General features: G+C 72.9%; 16 protein-coding genes. 9 read left to right on the top strand and 7 right to left on the bottom strand.

From position 1 onward, the window contains the following. Nucleotides 1–14: 14 nt before the first annotated feature. The 6 genes from AB0C21_RS14670 (at nt 15) to AB0C21_RS14645 (ending at nt 6,706) form a co-directional block, all read left to right on the top strand. Nucleotides 15–611, top strand: a complete 597-nt coding sequence (locus tag AB0C21_RS14670; protein WP_500204569.1) for an HD domain-containing protein — start codon at nt 15–17, stop codon at nt 609–611. A 96-nt stretch (nt 612–707) separates the two neighbouring features. After that, nucleotides 708–3,215: a DEAD/DEAH box helicase gene (locus tag AB0C21_RS14665; protein ID WP_500204568.1), complete on the top strand. Its 2,508-nt coding sequence runs from the start codon at nt 708–710 to the stop codon at nt 3,213–3,215. 10 nt (nt 3,216–3,225) lie between these two features. Beyond that, nucleotides 3,226–4,029, top strand: coding sequence for a carbon-nitrogen hydrolase family protein (locus AB0C21_RS14660; protein ID WP_353821107.1), 804 nt, complete (start codon nt 3,226–3,228; stop codon nt 4,027–4,029). Between the two features lie 97 nt (nt 4,030–4,126). Beyond that, entirely contained in the window at nt 4,127–4,969 is an 843-nt protein-coding gene (locus AB0C21_RS14655; protein ID WP_500204566.1) for an LLM class flavin-dependent oxidoreductase, read from the top strand. A gap of 59 nt (nt 4,970–5,028) precedes the next feature. Further along, nucleotides 5,029–5,970 carry a hypothetical protein gene (locus AB0C21_RS14650; RefSeq protein WP_500204565.1) on the top strand — a complete coding sequence of 314 codons (942 nt, stop codon included), beginning with the start codon at nt 5,029–5,031 and terminating at the stop codon, nt 5,968–5,970. A gap of 229 nt (nt 5,971–6,199) precedes the next feature. Further along, nucleotides 6,200–6,706 (top strand): hypothetical protein, encoded by a 507-nt coding sequence (locus AB0C21_RS14645; RefSeq protein ID WP_500204563.1) that lies wholly within the window; start codon nt 6,200–6,202, stop codon nt 6,704–6,706. A gap of 33 nt (nt 6,707–6,739) precedes the next feature. Here the strand turns inward: AB0C21_RS14645 and AB0C21_RS14640 are convergent, their stop codons facing one another. Genes AB0C21_RS14640 through AB0C21_RS14625 form a run of 4 tightly spaced genes read right to left on the bottom strand, consistent with a single transcriptional unit; the run spans nt 6,740 to nt 9,985 of the window. After that, nucleotides 6,740–7,297 (bottom strand): Clp protease N-terminal domain-containing protein, encoded by a 558-nt coding sequence (locus AB0C21_RS14640; RefSeq protein ID WP_500204561.1) that lies wholly within the window; start codon nt 7,295–7,297, stop codon nt 6,740–6,742. A gap of 4 nt (nt 7,298–7,301) precedes the next feature. Then, a complete protein-coding gene (locus AB0C21_RS14635; protein ID WP_500204559.1) occupies nt 7,302–7,583 on the bottom strand; it encodes a helix-turn-helix domain-containing protein in 282 nt (93 codons plus the stop codon). A 60-nt stretch (nt 7,584–7,643) separates the two neighbouring features. Further along, nucleotides 7,644–8,663, bottom strand: coding sequence for a hemolysin family protein (locus tag AB0C21_RS14630; RefSeq protein WP_500204557.1), 1,020 nt, complete (start codon nt 8,661–8,663; stop codon nt 7,644–7,646). Beyond that, nucleotides 8,660–9,985, bottom strand: a complete 1,326-nt coding sequence (locus tag AB0C21_RS14625) for a hemolysin family protein (RefSeq protein WP_500204556.1) — start codon at nt 9,983–9,985, stop codon at nt 8,660–8,662. Before AB0C21_RS14625 ends, AB0C21_RS14630 begins: the two co-directional genes overlap by 4 nt. A gap of 155 nt (nt 9,986–10,140) precedes the next feature. On the opposite strand from AB0C21_RS14625, the gene AB0C21_RS14620 reads away from it, so the two are divergent. Continuing rightward, the gene (locus AB0C21_RS14620) at nt 10,141–11,100 is read left to right on the top strand and encodes an MBL fold metallo-hydrolase (protein WP_500204553.1); all 960 of its coding nucleotides are present in this window, start codon (nt 10,141–10,143) and stop codon (nt 11,098–11,100) included. A gap of 135 nt (nt 11,101–11,235) precedes the next feature. Beyond that, nucleotides 11,236–12,240, top strand: coding sequence for a hypothetical protein (locus AB0C21_RS14615; RefSeq protein WP_500204551.1), 1,005 nt, complete (start codon nt 11,236–11,238; stop codon nt 12,238–12,240). Between the two features lie 54 nt (nt 12,241–12,294). Here the strand turns inward: AB0C21_RS14615 and AB0C21_RS14610 are convergent, their stop codons facing one another. The 3 genes from AB0C21_RS14610 to AB0C21_RS14600 all read right to left on the bottom strand — a co-directional run bounded on the left by AB0C21_RS14610 (nt 12,295) and on the right by AB0C21_RS14600 (nt 15,060). Further along, a complete protein-coding gene (locus AB0C21_RS14610; protein WP_500204548.1) occupies nt 12,295–14,172 on the bottom strand; it encodes a CASTOR/POLLUX-related putative ion channel in 1,878 nt (625 codons plus the stop codon). 184 nt (nt 14,173–14,356) lie between these two features. Next, nucleotides 14,357–14,686, bottom strand: a complete 330-nt coding sequence (locus tag AB0C21_RS14605) for a histone-like nucleoid-structuring protein Lsr2 (protein WP_149257160.1) — start codon at nt 14,684–14,686, stop codon at nt 14,357–14,359. A gap of 17 nt (nt 14,687–14,703) precedes the next feature. After that, nucleotides 14,704–15,060, bottom strand: coding sequence for a histone-like nucleoid-structuring protein Lsr2 (locus tag AB0C21_RS14600; protein WP_149257159.1), 357 nt, complete (start codon nt 15,058–15,060; stop codon nt 14,704–14,706). A gap of 208 nt (nt 15,061–15,268) precedes the next feature. On the opposite strand from AB0C21_RS14600, the gene AB0C21_RS14595 reads away from it, so the two are divergent. After that, a complete protein-coding gene (locus AB0C21_RS14595) occupies nt 15,269–17,365 on the top strand; it encodes a catalase (protein WP_500204546.1) in 2,097 nt (698 codons plus the stop codon). Nucleotides 17,366–17,450: the final 85 nt, after the last annotated feature.

The following is a 17,450-nucleotide window of genomic DNA, read 5'->3' as shown; positions in this document are numbered from 1 at the left end:
CCTAAGGTCGTGGGGTGGAGATTCCAGGGATCGACGAGATCCGGGCCTTGCACGAGCGGCACGCGCCCGGGGCTGCGGCGTTCGAGGCGGTATGGACGCACTGCGTCATCGTGAGCGAGATCGCAGAGCGGCTCGTGGAGGAGGCCGGGCTCGCGGTCGACGCGGACCTCGTGCGGGCCGGGTGCCTGCTGCACGACCTCGGCGTCTACCGGCTGTACGGCCCGTCGGGGCAGCTCGACCTCACGGGATACGTCCGGCACGGGGTGCTCGGCCACGCCATCCTCCGGGAGGAGGGGTTCCCCGAGGAGATCTGCCGGTTCTGCTCGTGCCACACCGGTGTGGGGCTGACCCGCGACGACATCGCGCGGCAGGGGCTCCCGGTGCCCCCGGGCGACTACTTGGCCGTGACCGGGGAGGAGCGGCTCGTCATGTACGCCGACAAGTTCCACAGCAAGACCGATCCGCCGACCTTCGTGTCCGCCGGCACCTATGCCGGACGCGTCCGGCGGTACGGGGAGGACAAGGTCCCCGTGTTCGAGGCCATGCGGGAGTCCTTCGGCGAGCCCGACCTCACGCCCCTCATGGAGAAGTACGGCCACGGGCTGGTCTAGGACGCGGGGCGCTGTCACCAGGGCACGGGGTGCCATCACCAGTACGCGGGGCGCCGTCCGGCGCGGGCAGTGGGCGATCGGGGGCAGGATGGAGGGGTGAGCCTTATCGATGAGCTTCCTTCCGGAAACGACGCCGACGCCGACTCGCTCTTCGAGGCGTTCGAGCGGTGGGTGTCGGGACGCGGGATCACCCTGTACCCCGCCCAGGAGGAGGCGCTCATCGAGGTGGTCTCCGGCGCGAACGTGATCCTGTCGACGCCGACCGGGTCGGGCAAGAGCCTGGTGGCGGCGGGGGCGCTGTTCGCGGCGCTCGGCAAGGACCAGGTCGGGTTCTACACGGCGCCGATCAAGGCGCTGGTGTCGGAGAAGTTCTTCGACCTGTGCGAGATGTTCGGGCGCGACAACGTCGGGATGATGACCGGCGACGCCAGCGTGAACGCCGACGCGCCGATCATCTGCTGCACGGCCGAGGTGCTGGCGAACATCGCGCTCAGGGACGGCGCGGACGCCGACATCGGCGTGGTCGTGATGGACGAGTTCCACTTCTACGCCGAGCCCGAGCGGGGATGGGCGTGGCAGATCCCGCTGCTGGAGCTGCCGCAGGCCCAGTTCCTGCTCATGTCGGCCACTCTGGGGGACGTCTCGTTCTTCCAGAAGGACCTGGCGCGGCGGACGGGGCGGCCGACGGCCCTGGTGACCTCGGCGGAGCGGCCCGTCCCCCTCATCTACGACTACCGGGTCACGCCGCTGCACGAGACGATCGAGGAGCTGCTGGCCGAGCAGAAGGCGCCGATCTACCTGGTGCACTTCACGCAGGCGGCGGCGATCGAGCGGGCGCAGGCGCTGATGAGCATCAACGTGTGCACCAAGGCGGAGAAGGCGCGGATCGCCGAGCTGATCGGCAACTTCCGGTTCACCACGAAGTTCGGGCGCAACCTGTCGCGGTTCGTCCGGCACGGCATCGGCGTCCACCACGCCGGGATGCTGCCCAAGTACCGGCGGCTGGTGGAGCGGCTCGCGCAGGCCGGGCTGCTCAAGGTCATCTGCGGGACCGACACCCTGGGGGTGGGGGTGAACGTACCGATCAGGACCGTCGTCTTCACCGCGCTCAGCAAGTACGACGGGCACCGGGTGCGGCGGCTGAGGGCGCGGGAGTTCCACCAGATCGCCGGCCGGGCGGGGCGGGCCGGCTTCGACACGGTCGGGTTCGTCGTCGCGCAGGCGCCCGAGCACGTGGTGGAGAACGAGAAGGCCCTGGCCAAGGCCGGCGACGACCCGAAGAAGCGGCGCAAGGTCCAGCGCAAGAAGCCGCCGGAGGGGTTCGTCGGCTGGGACGAGGACGTCTTCAAGAAGCTGCAGGAGGCCGAGCCGGAGATGCTCCGGTCCCGGTTCCAGGTCAGCCACGCGATGCTGCTGTCGGTGATCGCGCGGCCGGGCAACGCGTTCCAGGCCATGAAGCGGCTGCTGACCGACAACCACGAGGAGCCCGCGGCGCGGCGCAGGCACATCTCCCGGGCCATCGCGATCTACCGGTCGCTGCTGGCGGGCGGCGTGGTCGAGGTGCTGCCGGAGCCGGACGACGTCGGCCGGTACGCCCGCATCACCGTCGACCTCCAGGAGGACTTCGCGCTCAACCAGGCGCTGTCGACGTTCGCGCTCGCGGCCTTCGAGATCCTCGACCCGGCGTCGCCGTCGTACGCGCTGGACGTCCTGTCGGTGATCGAGGCGACGCTGGAGGACCCGCGGCAGATCCTCGCCGCGCAGGTCAACCGGGCGCGGGGCGAGGCCGTCCAGGAGATGAAGGCCGAGGGCATCGAGTACGAGGAGCGGATGGAGCTGCTCCAGGACGTCGACCACCCGAAGCCGCTGGAGGAGGAGCTCAGCGCCGCCTACGAGGTGTACCGGGCCGGGCACCCGTGGGTCGGCGACCACCCGCTGCGCCCGAAGTCGGTCGTGCGCGACATGTACGAGCGGGCGATGACGTTCACCGAGTACATCGGGTTCTACGAGCTGGCGCGGGGCGAGGGCCTCGTCCTGCGGTACCTGTCGGGGGCCTACAAGGCGCTCCAGCAGACCGTCCCGGAGTCGATCAAGACCGACGACCTGATCGACCTGATCGAGTGGCTGGGCGAGCTGGTCCGGCAGGTCGACTCCAGCCTGCTGGACGAGTGGGAGCAGCTCGCCAACCCCGCCGCCGAGGACCTGGACGAGCCGATCGAGGAGCGGGTCACCAAGGTGACCGCGAACGCGCGGGCGTTCCGCGTGCTGGTGCGCAACGCGATGTTCCGGCGGGTCGAGCTGGCGGCGCTGGAGCGCTACGGCGAGCTGGGCGCGCTGGACCCCGACTTCGGCGCCGACGCCTGGGCCGAGGCCATGGACCGCTACTTCGAGGAGCACGACGAGCTGCTCACCGGGGCCGACGCGCGGGGGCCGAAGCTGCTCCAGATCGAGGAGGTCCCGGAGGACGCCCTGTGGCGGGTCCGGCAGGTGTTCGACGACCCCGAGGGGCACCACGACTGGGGCATCAGCGCCGAGGTCGACCTCGCGGGTTCCGACCAGGAGGGCGAGGCCGTCGTCCGGGTGACCGGCGTCGACCGGATGTAGGAGGCAGCGGATGGTGCGGGTGGCGGTGGCGCAGTTCGCGCCCGGAACCGACAAGGACGAGAACCTCGCGGCGATCGGCGGGCTGGCCGCCGAGGCGGCCGGGCACGGCGCGCGGGTCGTGGTCCTGCCCGAGTTCGCCATGTTCACCGCGCCGAGGATGGACCGGCGTTTCGTCGACTCGGCCGAGCCGCTGGACGGCCCGTTCGTGCGCGGCCTCGGCGACCTGGCCCGGCGGCACGGCGTCCACGTCGTCGCGGGCGTGAACGAGCGGCTGGACGACGACCCGGACCGGATCTCCAACACCCTCGTCGCCGTCGCCCCCGGCGGGGACGTCGTCGCCGAGTACCGCAAGATCCACCTGTACGACGCGTTCGGGTACGAGGAGTCGGCGCTGGTGCGGCCCGGCGGGATCGGCGAGCCGGAGACCTTCGCCGTCGACGGCGTCACGTTCGGCATGCAGACCTGCTACGACGTCCGGTTCCCCGAGGTGACGCGGCGGATCGTGGACGCCGGCGCCGACGTGCTGGCGCTGCCCGCCGAGTGGGTGCCGGGCCCGCTCAAGGAGGACCACTGGCGGACGCTGGTGCGGGCCCGCGCGATCGAGAACACGATCTACGTGGCGGCCGCCGACCAGTGCGCCCCGACGGGCGCCGGCAACAGCATGGTCGTCGACCCGATGGGCGTCGTCGTGGCCGCGCTGGGGGAGGGGACCGGCGTGGTGTCCGGGGACGTCTCGCCCGAGCGGATCAAGGCCGTCCGGGCGAAGAACCCGGCGCTCGACCTGCGCCGTTTCACCGTCACCGAGTCCGGCTAGCGGCCCTCGCCGCGCGGGGAGCGGCTCCCGGGCCCTTGACAAATGAGTGAGTGCTCACTCAAATGGAGGTGTCCGGCGGCGAACGGGAGGCGGGCAGATGGCTGATCGGCGGTTCAGGTTCGCGGTGATGGCCGCGTGGGCGCGGGACGGCGCGGACTGGGCGGCGCAGGCGCGGCGCGCCGAGGAGCTCGGGTACGCGACGCTGCTGACCCCCGACACCTCGGGCACGGCGATGCCCGCGGCGTCCCTCGCCGCGGCGGCGGGCGCCACGACGACGCTGCGGGTCGGCACGTTCGTGCTCTCCGCCGCGACCCGCCCACCGCACATGATCGCCTGGGAGGCCGCCTCGATGGCGTTCGCCACCGGGGACCGGTTCGAACTCGGGATCGGCGCCGGGCGGCCCGGCGGCGAGGACGACGCCGCGCTGTTCGGCGTCCCGTACGGGTCGGGCGCCGAGCGGCTGGCCAGGGTGGAGCGGGTGCTCGACGCGGTCGCGCGCCCGCCGGAGCGCCTGTTCGCGGGGACGGGCCGCGCGCCGCGCGTGCTCGTCGCCGCGTCGCGGCGCCGGATGCTGGAGCTGGCCGCCCGGCGGGCCGACACGGTCGCGTTCGGGGTCCCGCCGATGACCGACGACGCGCGGCTGGCCGAGTACGTGGAGATCGTCCGGAAGGCGGCGGGCGAGCGGTTCGACGACTTCGAGCTGTGCACGCAGGTCCACGTCGTCGGCGACGAGGTGCCGGAGTGGCTGAGCCGGCAGATGAACGTGGACACCGCCGCCCTGGCGAGGTCCGCCGCGATCGCGAAGCTCTCCGGGACGCCCCGCGAGATGGCCGACACGCTCGCCCGCCGGCGGGACGAGCTGGGCGTGTCATACGTATCGGTCGCCTCCGCGTTCGTCGAGGAGTTCGCGCCGGTGGTGGAGCTGCTCGCGGGCCGCTGACCCGTACGCGAACCTTCGGGGGCCGACCCGGAACTCACGGCCCGCGCGGGGAGTCGTAAATGATCGTGAATTCCAACAGCCACGACATCATCGGGACAGCCCTCGTAGACGCGTTCGCGCAGCGCGGTTATCAGGCGGCGCTGCCCGACCCCGACACCGTCGCCGTCACGCTCAGGGACGGCACCCGCGTGCAGGCGGGCATCGCGGAATGGCGGGCGCACGCCGGGCGGAACCCGAGGTCCGCGCTGCCGGGCATCGCGGCCCAGTACGCCGACCAGGCGGTGCAGGCGCTCGAGCGGCGCCCGGCTCCGCCTCCGGCCGGCGGAACGCCCGACGTCACGAGCCTGCGCGTCCGGCTCTATCCCGAGGAGGCGCTCGACGAGCGGATGCGGGCCGCCCTCGTGACCCGGCCGCTCGCACCCGGACTGCTCCAGACCGTCGTCATGGACTACCCGGACTCGATCGTGCCGCTCAACCGGGTGGACCTCGGCGGCCTGCCCGAGGCCGAGGCGTTCGGTCACGCGCTGACGCAGTCGATCGAGCGGGAGCCCCACTACGTCCAGACCACCGACGTGCAGGGCATCAAGATCGCGAACATCGGCGAGCAGCACCGCTACATCGGCGCGCACGTCCAGGTCCTGCGGCGCTACTTCCCCGGGCCGCTGCCGTTCGGCGCACTGGTCGCGTTCCCGCTCCCGGAGTACGTCATGGTCCACGAGATCGGGACCGAGCAGCACCTGGTCCTCGCCATGAAGACCGTCCAGGACGCCGCGGCCAGGCTCGCCGGCACGGGGGAGAAGCCGATCAGCCAGCAGGTGTACTGGTGGCGGCCGGGCGACTACGAGGCCCTGCCCGAGCGCGACGCCCTGTTCGGCGGGCGCGTCCCGGACCTGCGGCCCGTGGGCGTCCAGGTCGAGCAGGGCGGGGAGCGCCTCCAGGTCGGACTCGTCGGCGACGACACCGCCGCACTGGTGCAGGGCTGGGAGGCGGCGCGCCGCTGAGCGGGTCAGGGCCTCCCGAAGACCCCGCCCCTGGTCGAAGGCGCCCACCTCGTCCCGCCGGTGGGACGAGGTGGGCGTGTCGTACTTACCAGCCTCCTCCGCGTTCGTCGAGGAATTCGCGCCGATGGTGGAGCTGCTCGCGGGCCGCTGACCCAGGCGGGGGTATCGAGGTGGCAACGTCGCGGCGATTTTCCGTGTCCGGGCGGCCGCTCAGCGTGACCATCGGAGGGTGCGCCTTTCCTCCAGCCTTCCGCCCGCCGGTTTCACCCGCGGCGCGCCCCGGCCGCCCGCCCGGCGCCGGCGCCGCCGGTCGGTGGTCGTCGCGGCGCTCGCCGTCGCCGCGGCGCTCCTCCTCGTGATCGCCTACGGGACGACGCGGCTCGCCCCGGCCCGTTCGGTGGACAGCGTCACCGTTCCCGCGCCGCCCGCCATGCCCTCGTCCGACTCCTCGCCGCCGCCCGGACGGGACGTCGCCGCGCCCCGCAAGGCGGATCACCATCACCGCCGCCACGCCGGGCAGAAGAAGCGGGCCCGTCCACGGAAGCAGGCCGCCGCGCCGCGCCCGCACCACCGCCCCGTGCGGCGGCCTCACAGGCCCGCGGTGCGCAGGCCGCCGAAAGCCGCTCGGCCCGCGCCCCCGCAGTGGATCACGAACGAGTGCAAGCGGCGCTACCCCTACGATCCCGCCCGCAGCGCCGCCTGCGTCGGCATGCTCACCGGCGTCTTCGGCCGCTGACCGGCCGAAGGCCGCGCGCTCCGTCCGGTGCGCTCAGGCCGCCTTGGACGTCAGCAGGCGGCGGACTTCGGCGCGCAGCGCCTCGAGGTCGACCCCGGCCTCGGCGGCCAGCCGTGCCGACAGGAAGTCCTCGTCGTGCAGGAGGCCGAGCAGGAGATGGCCGCTGCGGATCTCCTTCTGCCGGAGCCGGATCGCGTGCCGGAGGCTCAGTTCCAGCGCCTTCTTCGCCTTCGGCGTGAAGGGGATGTGGCCCCGGCGGTACCGGTCGATCTTTCCGGCGGGGACGTCGAGGGCGCCCTCGCCGAAGCTCTGCTCGGTGGCCTCCCGGACGGCGTCCAGATCGATCCCGATGCTGCGCAGGGCGTCGGAGTCGAGGACGTCGCCCCCCGCGCGGTTGACGCGGACGATCCGGGCTCGCAGGTCCTCCGGGTCGAGCCCGTGCTCGCGCAGCGCGCGTCCCGTGGCGTTCTCGGCGCCCGCCAGGGTGAGCAGGACGTGCTCGGTGCCGATGTGGCGGTCGCCCAGGGCCCGGGCCTCGGCCTGGGCGCCGGTGACCGCCTGACGCGCGTCCGCGGTGAAACGCTCGAACATCTCCCTACTGCTCCTTCTTGTCTCTTGTGGGGGGGCGACCCCCCACTCCCCCCGGAACCGCCTTCTTGAGAATTCGGCGGCCGGAGCCGTGCTTCTTGTGGACGGCCTGCCTGCTCACGCCGAGGCAGACGGCGATCTCCTGCCAGGACCAGCCCTGGTCGCGGGCGCTGGCGACCTGGAGGGCCTCCAGCCGCTCGGCCAGCTCGCGCAGCGCGCGCACGGCCCGCAGCCCCACCGCGGGATCCCGGCTGCTCGCCTCCTGGGCGAGCGTCACTCCATCGCTCATGGCTGTCAATGTAGGTTGACACTCGCGCCGTGTCAACCAACGTTGACATCGGCGGGGGTGTCAGCGCACGGCCAGCAGCGTGGTGAGCAGGTCGTCCAGGCTGACCAGGCCGGCGACGCGGCCGTCCGGCGCGACGGCGAGGCCGAGGTGGCTGTGGCCGGCCTTCAGGGTGGCGACGGCCTGGCCGACGGGGGTGCCGACCGGCATCGCCGGGACGGGGTGCGCCAGGTCCCGGGCGGGGGTGGTGCGGCCCCGCGCGCGGGCCACGAAGGCGTCCCGGACGTGCACCATGCGGGCCTGCCCCGGCCGCCCGGCGCCCCGCAGCATGAGCCGGGTGTGGCCGGTGCGCGCGGCCGCGTCGATGATCTCCTGCGGGATCGCGTCCGGCGCGACCGACACGATGTCGGAGACCGGCACGACGAGCCCGGACAGCGGGGCGCGCGGCGCGTCCAGCGCGGCGGTGATCAGCGTCAGCTCGCCCTGCTCGATCAGCCCCAGCCGCCGCGACTCCTGGGCGATGCTGCGCAACTGCTCGGGGGTGCGCGACACCTCCCGCGAGTCGGCGGGGCGGATGCCCACCAGCCGCAGCAGCAGGTTCGTCGTGCCGTTCAGCGCGGCCAGCACGGGGCGGGCGACGGTGGCGAACGCGCGGAACGGCAGGCCCAGCACGCTCGCGGAGCGCTCCGGGTCGGCGATCGCCCACGACTTCGGCGCCATCTCGCCGACGACCATGTGCAGGAACGTCACGAGCGCGAGGGCCAGCACGAACGCGACCGCGTGCGCCGCGCCCTCCGGCAGGCCGGCGGCGTGGAACAGCGGCGTGAGGGCCCCCGCGAACACCGGTTCGGACACCAGGCCGAGTCCGAGTGAGCACATCGTGATGCCGAGCTGCGCCCCGGCGAGGGTCAGCGACAGCTCGTCGATCCCCGCGACGGCCGCGCCGGCGCCCCGCCCGCCGCGCGCGGCCGAGCGCTCCAGCCGCGGCCGCCGCGCCGCCACCAGCGCGAACTCGGTGGCCACGAAGAACCCGTTGCCCGCCAGCAGCGCCAGCGTGACCGGAGCGCCCAGCGCGAGGTTCATCGGCCCTCCTCCACGGTGCGGATGCGGATCAGCTCCGGCACGTGCCGGTGGATCGTCAGGACCTCCACCACGGCGGTGCGGGCGGGCTCGTCCAGCGCGGTCGGCGCCAGCTCCACCCGGACGACGTCGCCCGGCCGCGCGACCCGGCCGAGCCGCTTCATCAGGAGCCCCGCGACGGTCTCGTAGTCGCCCTCCGGCAGCGCGATGCCCGTCTCGTGGGCGACCTCGTCCATCCGCAGTCCCGCGTCGGTCGTCCACCACTCGCCGCTGCGGATCGCGAGCTCCTCGCCCGGCTCGTTCTCGTCGGCGATCTCCCCGACCAGCTCCTCGGCGACGTCCTCCCAGGTGAGGATGCCTGCGAAGCCTCCGTACTCGTCCACCACGCAGGCGATGGGCACGCCCGCGCCCTGCAGCCGCAGCACCACCTCCGGCAGCGGCAGCGACGACGGCAGCAGCAGCGGCGGCCGGGCGATCGCGCCGACCTCGGTGCGCTCCGCCGCGCCCGGACCGAGCGCGACCAGCTCCTCCAGCCCGACGATCCCCACCACGTCGTCGACCCCCTCGCCGAGGACGGGGTAGCGGGTGTGCCCGCTCGCCGCGATCACGTCGCTCATCTCGGCGGCGCGCGCGGAGGCGGGCACGGTCACCACGTCGACCCGGGGCACCATGACCTCCTCGGCGTCCCGCTCGGAGAACACCAGGGCCCGCTCCAGCAGGTCGGCGTGGCCTGCCTGGAACTGCTCCCCGGACTCGCCGATCATGTGCCCGAGCTCCTCCAGCGTCGCGCCGTGCCGCAGCTCCTCCACCGGCTCGATGCCCACCGCGCGGACGAGCCGGTTCGCGGACACGTCGAACAGCTTGATCAGCGGGCCCGCCACGGCCAGGTAGACCAGGGTGGACCCGGCCAGCGCGCGGGCCAGCGGCTCCGCCCTCGCCAGCGCCAGGTTCTTGGGGAACAGCTCGCCCAGCACCATCTGGATCACGGTGGCGAGGACGAACCCGAGCGCGACCGCCACCCCGCCGGACGCCGCCTCCGGGACCCCGGCCGCGTGCAGCGCCGGGGCGATCAGGTCGGCCAGCGCGGGCTTGGCGATGAAGCCCACGACCAGCGCGGTGACCGTGATGCCGAGCTGCGCGCCCGACAGCATGAACGACAGCCGCCCCATCACCTGCACCGCGCGTCCCGCGGCCCGGTCGCCCTCCGCCGCCCGCTGGTCGAGCGCCGGGCGGTCCGCGGTGACGAACGCGAACTCCTGCGCCACGAAGTAGCCGGTCGCGGCGGTCAGCACGAGGACGGCCAGCAGTCCGAGCGCGGCATTCACCCGGGGTTCCTCCTCATGCGCGGCGGCTTTGAGATCACTTCTACCCCCGCCCGGGCCGACCCTCCCCGAGGCCTGGGACGGTTATCGACCGCTCTGTGTGGAATGAACCACATTGCAGGCGAAGAGGCCGGGGCCACGACCGCGAGGGGGCGCCCATGCCGAGACCGTTCGCGTCGTCCGCGGATCTGGGCGACAAGACGCAGACGCTGGAGGTCCTCGCCGACGGGGTGTACGCGCTCACCGCCGAGGGGGACCCGAACGTCGGGGCCGTGGAGGGCGAGGACTTCCTCGTCTGCTTCGAGGCCCTCGCCACGCCCGCCGCCGCACGCGACTGGCTCGCCGTCCTGCGCGAGCACACCGACAAGCCCATCCGCTACCTGGTCCTGTCGCACTACCACGCCGTCCGGACGCTGGGCGCGAGCGCGTTCGGCGCCCCGGTGGTCGTCGCGCACGACCTGACCCGGGCGCTGATCGCCGAGCGCGGCAAGCAGGACTGGGAGTCCGAGTACGGCCGGATGCCCCGGCTGTTCAAGGACCCGGACGGCATACCGGGGCTCACCTGGCCGAGCGTGACCTTCTCCGGCACCCTCACCATCGACCTCGGCGGCGACCGCGGCGACCTCGACCTGGCCTACTGCGGGCGCGGGCACACCGAGGGCGACATCGTGGCGTGGCTGCCCCGGCACCGGATCCTGTTCGCCGGCGACCTCGTGGAGACGCAGGCCGCGCTCTACACCGGCGACGCGTTCCACCGCGAGTGGGCGTCCGGCACCCTCGACCACGTCGACTCCTTCGGGGCCGAGATCCTCGTCGGCGGCCGGGGCGCGGTCGCGCACGGCCGGGACGCCGCCCGCGCCGCCGTCGGGCAGACCCGCGACTTCCTGACCACGATGATCGACGAGGTCGGGCGGGTCCGGCGCGACGGCGGGACGCTCAAGGACGCCTTCGCCGCCGTGCACGCGGCGCTCGCCCCCGCCTACGGCCGCTGGCCGATCTTCGAGCACTGCCTGCCGTTCGACGTCTCCCGGCTCTGGGACGAGCTGGACGGCGTCGAGCGCCCCCGGATCTGGACGGCCGAACGCGACCGGGAGGTCTGGGCGGAGCTGCAGGACTAGCCGGTACGGGGGGGAGTGGTGCCCGAGACAGCAGGAGATGTCCGGATCTCGTGACAACCCGGGGAGGGCCGGGTCCCGCGTGGCAGGCTCGGAACCGCCCGCGGGCACGGGGTTCCAGACGCGGAGGGAGTGACGATGACCGAGCGGTACCGCCCCCGTCCGGTGTTCGATCCGGGCATCGCCGGCGAGGAGCGCGCGCTGCTGGCCGCCGCGCCCGAGCGGCTCGTCCCGGCCTGCATGCCGGCGCCGCCGCCCCCGCGGCTGCGCACCGCCACGGTCGCGGCGCGGCTGGTGTGGATCCCGGCGTTCGCGCTCTTCTACGGCGTGCTGCCCGGCGGATGGCTGCGCGTGTGCTTCGTCGCCTCGCTGGACGACGACGAACTGGTGGGCGGCGCGGTGCGCTGGGGGAGACTGCCCGTGCTCGCGATGATGCTCACCCCGGCGCTGCAGGTGCTCCTGCTGCTGCTCGGCCAGGTGGAGGCCGCCGTCGTCCTCGCCGCCGCGAGCTTCGCCGGCTGGGTCGCCGGGGCGCTGCGGCACGTCCGGGAGCCGGCCGCCGCCCGCGCCGCGCGCGAGCACCACGGCCGCTACCTGCTGCCCGCCGACTTCGACGGGCCCGCCGCCGGCCTGCTCGTCCGCGCCCAGCGCGCCGTCGACGGCGTCCTCGGCTCGCAGGCGCACGTCGCCGGGCTGCTCGACGACATCAACAACGCGGTCGTCCTGCCGCGGCAGGAATGGGCGATCGCCGGCGCCCTCGCCGAGCACACGCGGCTCCGCCGGGAGCGCCGCGCCCAGCAGCCCGAACGGCTCTCGTCGCGCGTCCGGGCCCTGCTGGAGCCGCAGGACCGCGCCCTGGAGCTGTCGGTCCGCTCGGTCACCGGGCGAATCGAGGCGCTGGAGGCGTACGCGCGCCGGGCCGGAGAGGCCGACGACGCCTACCACGAGTCCAGGGTCCTGCAGGAGCTGCCCGAGCAGAACGCCCGCTACCGGGACCTGGTGGCGAGCACCGTCGGGGACGAGATGGCGGGGGAGCAGATCCGCGGGATGGCCGAGGACGCCCGCCGGGCCGAGCTGGCGCTGCGCGAGCGCGTCGCAGGCGCGGTGCGGGCCGGGCACGAGCTGGGCCCGCCGCTCGGCTGACGCCGGGCCGCGGTCCCGCCCGCCTCCCCGGGGCGCGGTCCGCGCCCCGGGCGGTCAGTTCTCGGCCAGCACGATGACGCGGTCGTCGGCCGACAGGGTCAGCGGCGCCGTCTTGTCCGGGTTCAGCACCACCCCGTAGCCGGGCGGCTCGTGGAACCGCTCCGTCAGCCGGTAGCCGAGCGCGACCTCGCCCCGCCGCCGCGCCGCCTCGATGAGCGTCGCGAAGTCGGCCTCGGCGCCGGGCGCCAGGTAGTCGCAGGCCGGCTTGAGGTAGATCTCCGAGCCCGCCGGGTCGAGCAGGTCGGCGAACACCTCGTACAGGTGCCGGTTCTCGCTCAGCTGGGTCAGCATCAGGCTGATCAGCTTCTCGCTGACGACGAAGTCGTCGGCCTTGGTGACCTGCGCGATCTCCCGGTTGGCGTCGTCGTTGATCTCGCTGACGATGGCGAAGGGGTCGCCGAGCGCGTCCTCGATGTCGCGCAGGTGCAGCAGCGTGACGAGGGTGCGGGCGTCGGCGTGCTCCCGGTCGTGGCGCGCGTCCGACAGCACGATGACGCGCTGGAAGGAGCCGAGGTCGAGGGACTCCAGGGCGGGCCGCTCGGTCGGCTCCGCCCGCACGAAGTCGATCTTGAGGTTGGCGGGCGGGCGCAGGGCCCCGGTCGGGTCCTCGCGCGGCGCCGCCACCACGAGCGCCGACTCCGGGGCGAGGAACTCGTCCAGCAGCTCGATGATCTTCGGGGCGCGGTGGTTCCAGCCGAGCATCAGCGTGCGCTCGGGCACCGGGGGGCGCGGGGTCGCCGTGGTGATCGCCGCCTCCCGGACGGGCGGCGCGGGCCCGGTGGCGAGCCGGATCAGCAGGTCGTCCTCCGCCAGGAGGATGATCTCGTCGTCGGCGCGGATCACGGTGTCCATCGGCGGGTTCAGCAGGACGGCCCCGTCCGCCCGCCGCAGCCCGGACGGGACGCCGAGGTCATAGGCCGACAGCGACTCCCCGAACGTCATGCCCTCGAGGGCCGGCTCGGTGCGCATGTAGAACTCGTGCCCGGCGAAGTCCAGCAGCTCGGTGCAGACCTGCGACAGGCCGGACTGGCGGTGCGACTGCACGATCAGCCGGATCGCCACGTCGTCGGCGTCGATGACGTGCGCGGCGGGGCCGCCCGCGAGCCGGGCGGCGGGCAGGTTGGCCGAGTCGTGCACGGCGGCGACCACGTGCGGGCGGTGCCGCCCCCAGGGGCGGGCTCCGAGTGACAGCAGCACCTTGATGACGCGGGCGTCGGCGTCGTCGACCTGGGGGGTGACCACCATGATCGACCGCGCGGTGCCCGGGCTGACCAGCTCCACGTCCGCGACCTTCAGCGGGTCGCCGGTGCGGCACACGATCCGGGTGCGGCCGAGGTCGCCGACCCGGGCGCGGATGGCGTCCTCCATCTCGACCTTGTCGCGGTCGGCGAGGATCGCGACGCACGACCTGCGCCGGCTCTGGTTGGCCTCGACCAGCTCCGCCACCACGGTGAAGACCTGCTCGGACCAGCCGAGCAGCACCGTGTGGTCGTGCTCGACGATCCGCGACCGGCCCTTGCGCAGCTCAGTGATCTTGGACTCCAGGCCGGTGGTGAGCACACCGATCAGCGAGCTGACGATGAAGATCCCGCCGATGGTCGAGACCAGCATCAGGCCGAGGAAGGGCGCGGTCCCCGCGTCGTCCCCCATCGTGCCCGGATCGAGCGTGCGCAGGAGGCTGCGCCAGACCATGCCGGGCCAGTGCCCGTGGGAGTCGCTGTCGCCCGGCGCGATCAGCACCGCCGCGGTCGCCACCACGAGCACCAGCGCCACGGACGCGAGCCCGAGCCAGCCGATGAGCGCGGGCGTCCCCTTCGACATCGTCCGGTCGAACCAGTACCGGACCCTGTCCCGTCGCGTCACGCGTGTCAACGGGCCGCCCCCTCCGCCGTCGCCCCCGGCGCCAGCCTATTGTGTTGTCTCGCACCATTCCTGGCATTCTCTCCCTCAATGAGGGGAGAATTGGCCCGATGCGCACGCGACGGGGCCGGGGCGTCGACAAATCCACCCCGGCCCCGCCGTGCGCGCCGGAACGCCGCCGGCCGCGCTGCGGCCGCTAGTGCGCCGCTTCGTACTGCTCGATCACATTGGCGGGGATACGGCCCCGCTCATTGACCTTGATACCGCTGTTCTTCGCCCACTCGCGAATCTCCGCGGAGCGCTCGCGGCTGCCCGCCGTGCGCGTGCCGCGGCCGCCCCGGACGGGGGCCTTGCGCGCCTTGCGGGCGCCGGCCACGAACGGCTCCAGGCCGCTGCGGAGCTTGGCGGCGTTCTTCTTGCTCAGGTCGATCTCATAAGACGTCCCGTCGAGGGAAAAGCTGACGGTCTCGTCAGCCTCTCCGCCGTCGATGTCGTCCACGAGAAGGACTTCGACCTTCTGTGCCATGCGGGGACTCCCTCTAGCTATGCGTCCGGCTTGGCGTCCGGATGTGCCTCGATGAATGCAGCATAGACCTCATCCGATATCTTGCCACGTTCGGAGACTTCGATGTCCTCTCGCAATGCCCACGCGCGGACATCGCCGTTCGTGTAGCCCTTGATCTTCGCGGTGCGGGACTTGCGCCCCTTCCCGGCGGGCTTCACCTCGGCGGCGTTCTCGATGAAGGGCGCGAGGGCGTCCAGCATCTCGTTGAGCCGCTTGTAGTTGTCATCGCTCAAGTCGATCGTGAACGTGCGCTCCAGGACTTCGAAGTCCCGCTTTGCGACATCGGCTCCTTCGGAGCCGTCGATGTCGTCCACCCGAATGACCTTCTCGGCCATGTGTTCTGTGTCTTCCTTCCCCTCGCCGACGCGGCGACCTTGACCGTAGCGGATTCCGGGGCCGGTCATGGCGGCGGGACGCGCCGGGCGAGGCGGCGGACGGGCGCCAAGTTCCGGTCAAACATCGCATGGTGCGCGCATCCCGGGGTAGCCGCCACAAGACGTGTGCGATCACCAGCGTCCAGTCACCACCCGAGGGAGCTGCACCATGGCCGACCCCACTGGCCGCGACGACCGGAAACAGGAGCAACTGGGCCATCGGCGGGTGAGCCCGGAAGGGGCCCGGCTCACCACCGACCAGGGGGTCCGGGTCGATGACACCGACAACTCGCTCAGCGCGGGCGAGCGCGGTCCGTCGCTGATGGAGGACTTCCATCTGCGCGAGAAGATCACCCATTTCGACCATGAGCGGATTCCCGAGCGGGTCGTGCACGCGCGCGGCTCGGGCGCCTACGGCCATTTCACGCTGCACGAGTCCCTCGCCGAGTACACCGCGGCCGAATTCCTGTGCGACACGTCGCTGACGACGCCGGTGTTCGTGCGCTTCTCCACCGTCGCGGGGTCCCGCGGGTCGGCCGACACCGTCCGGGACGTCCGCGGCTTCGCCACGAAGTTCTACACGCGGCAGGGCAATTTCGACCTCGTCGGCAACAACATGCCGGTCTTCTTCATCCAGGACGGCATCAAGTTCCCCGACTTCGTGCACGCGGTGAAGCCCGAGCCGGCGAGCGAGATCCCGCAGGCGTCCTCGGCCCACGACACCCTCTGGGACTTCGTGCAGCTCCAGCCCGAGACCATGCACATGATGATGTGGCTCATGTCGGACCGGGCGCTGCCGCGCAGTTACGCGATGATGGAGGGCTTCGGCGTCCACACTTTCCGGCTCGTGAACGGCCGGGGGCGCGGGACGTTCGTGAAGTTCCACTGGAAGCCGAAGCTCGGCACCCACTCGCTCGCTTGGGACGAGACCCAGAAGATCGCGGGGAAGAATCCGGACTTCAACCGGGCCGACCTGTGGGAGCGGATCGAGGCGGGCGCCTTTCCGGAGTACGAGTTCGGCGTCCAGCTCGTCCCGGAAGAGGACGAGCACGCGTTCGACTTCGACCTGCTCGACCCGACGAAGATCATTCCGGAGGAGGAGGTGCCGGTGCGGCCGGTCGGCACGCTGGTGCTCGACCGCAATCCCGACAACTTCTTCGCCGAGACCGAGCAGGTCGCGTTCCATCTCGGCAACGTCGTCCCCGGCATCGACTTCACCAACGACCCGCTGCTGCAGGCGCGGCTGTTCTCCTACCTGGACACGCAGCTGATCCGGCTCGGCGGGCCGAACTTCCCGCAGCTCCCCGTGAACCGGCCGGTCGCGCCGGTGCGCAACCACCACCGCGACGGCTACCACCAGACGGACATCCACCAGGGGCGGGCGAGCTACCACAAGAACTCGCTGTCGGGGGGCTGCCCCGCGGTCGGCGGCGAGGGCTCCTACACCCACTACCAGGAGCGGGTGGACGGCGCCAAGATCCGCAAGCGGAGCGAGAGCTTCGCCGACCACTACTCCCAGGCGAGGCTGTTCTGGAACAGCATGTCCGACTGGGAGAAGGAGCACATCGTCGGCGCGTTCCGGTTCGAGCTCGGCAAGTGCGACCACCGGCACATCCGGGAGGGCGTCATCGGGCATCTCAACCACGTCGACCACTCCCTCGCCGTCCAGGTCGCCGAGGGCGTCGGGGTGGAGCCGCCGAAGGAGCCGGACACCGCGGCCCACGTCCGCACGTCGCCCGCGCTGAGCCAGGCGAACGCGCGCGCCGACTCCGTGCGGGGCCGCAAGATCGCGGTGCTGGCGGCGGACGGCGTCGACTCGGCGGCCGTCGCCGCGGTCGGGGACGCGCTCACCGAGGCCGGGGCGGTGGTCGAGATCCTCGCCGCGAAGGACGGCTTCGTCCAGGCGGCGAACGGCGGCCAGGTCGAGGTGACCCGCGCCATGCCGACCGTCGCGTCCGTCCTCTACGACGCGGTGCTCGTCTCGGGCGGCGAGCAGAGCGCGCGGACGCTCGCCCAGGACGGCGACGCCGTGCACTTCGTCGCCGAGGCGTTCGTGCACTGCAAGCCGATCGGCGCGCTGGACGCGGGCATCGGCCTGCTGGAGCGCGCCGGGATCGACAGCGTGCGGTTGTCGGACGGCGACACCGTCAGCGACGCCGGCGTCGTCACCGGGCGCGGGCCGGGCGGCGACTTCGCCGCCAGGCTGGTCGAGGCGGTCGCGGCGCACCGGCACTGGACGCGCAAGAAGGCGCACGTTCCGGCCTGACCCCGCGGCCGGGGCCGTCCTCCCGCTCGCGGGCGGTGCGGATCGGGGACCGGGGTCCGGCGCGGCGGCCCGCGCGGGCCGCCCG

The sequence above is a fragment of the Spirillospora sp. NPDC049024 genome (assembly GCF_040649235.1).
GTDB lineage: Bacteria > Actinomycetota > Actinomycetes > Streptosporangiales > Streptosporangiaceae > Spirillospora.
The sequence above is the reverse complement of the archived record's forward strand: the minus strand, read 5'-3'. Positions and strand labels throughout refer to the sequence as shown.

Bases quoted from the DNA above. Each gene is read 5' to 3' on its own strand.
- AB0C21_RS14660 (WP_353821107.1), top strand. From the start codon at position 3,226: ATGGTGCGGGTGGCGGTGGCGCAGTTCGCGCCCGGAACCGACAAGGAC.
- AB0C21_RS14655 (WP_500204566.1), top strand. From the start codon at position 4,127: ATGGCTGATCGGCGGTTCAGGTTCGCGGTGATGGCCGCGTGGGCGCGG.
- AB0C21_RS14650 (WP_500204565.1), top strand. From the start codon at position 5,029: ATGATCGTGAATTCCAACAGCCACGACATCATCGGGACAGCCCTCGTA.
- AB0C21_RS14640 (WP_500204561.1), bottom strand. From the start codon at position 7,297: ATGTTCGAGCGTTTCACCGCGGACGCGCGTCAGGCGGTCACCGGCGCC.
- AB0C21_RS14635 (WP_500204559.1), bottom strand. From the start codon at position 7,583: ATGAGCGATGGAGTGACGCTCGCCCAGGAGGCGAGCAGCCGGGATCCC.
- AB0C21_RS14630 (WP_500204557.1), bottom strand. From the start codon at position 8,663: ATGAACCTCGCGCTGGGCGCTCCGGTCACGCTGGCGCTGCTGGCGGGC.
- AB0C21_RS14620 (WP_500204553.1), top strand. From the start codon at position 10,141: ATGCCGAGACCGTTCGCGTCGTCCGCGGATCTGGGCGACAAGACGCAG.
- AB0C21_RS14615 (WP_500204551.1), top strand. From the start codon at position 11,236: ATGACCGAGCGGTACCGCCCCCGTCCGGTGTTCGATCCGGGCATCGCC.
- AB0C21_RS14605 (WP_149257160.1), bottom strand. From the start codon at position 14,686: ATGGCACAGAAGGTCGAAGTCCTTCTCGTGGACGACATCGACGGCGGA.
- AB0C21_RS14600 (WP_149257159.1), bottom strand. From the start codon at position 15,060: ATGGCCGAGAAGGTCATTCGGGTGGACGACATCGACGGCTCCGAAGGA.
- AB0C21_RS14595 (WP_500204546.1), top strand. From the start codon at position 15,269: ATGGCCGACCCCACTGGCCGCGACGACCGGAAACAGGAGCAACTGGGC.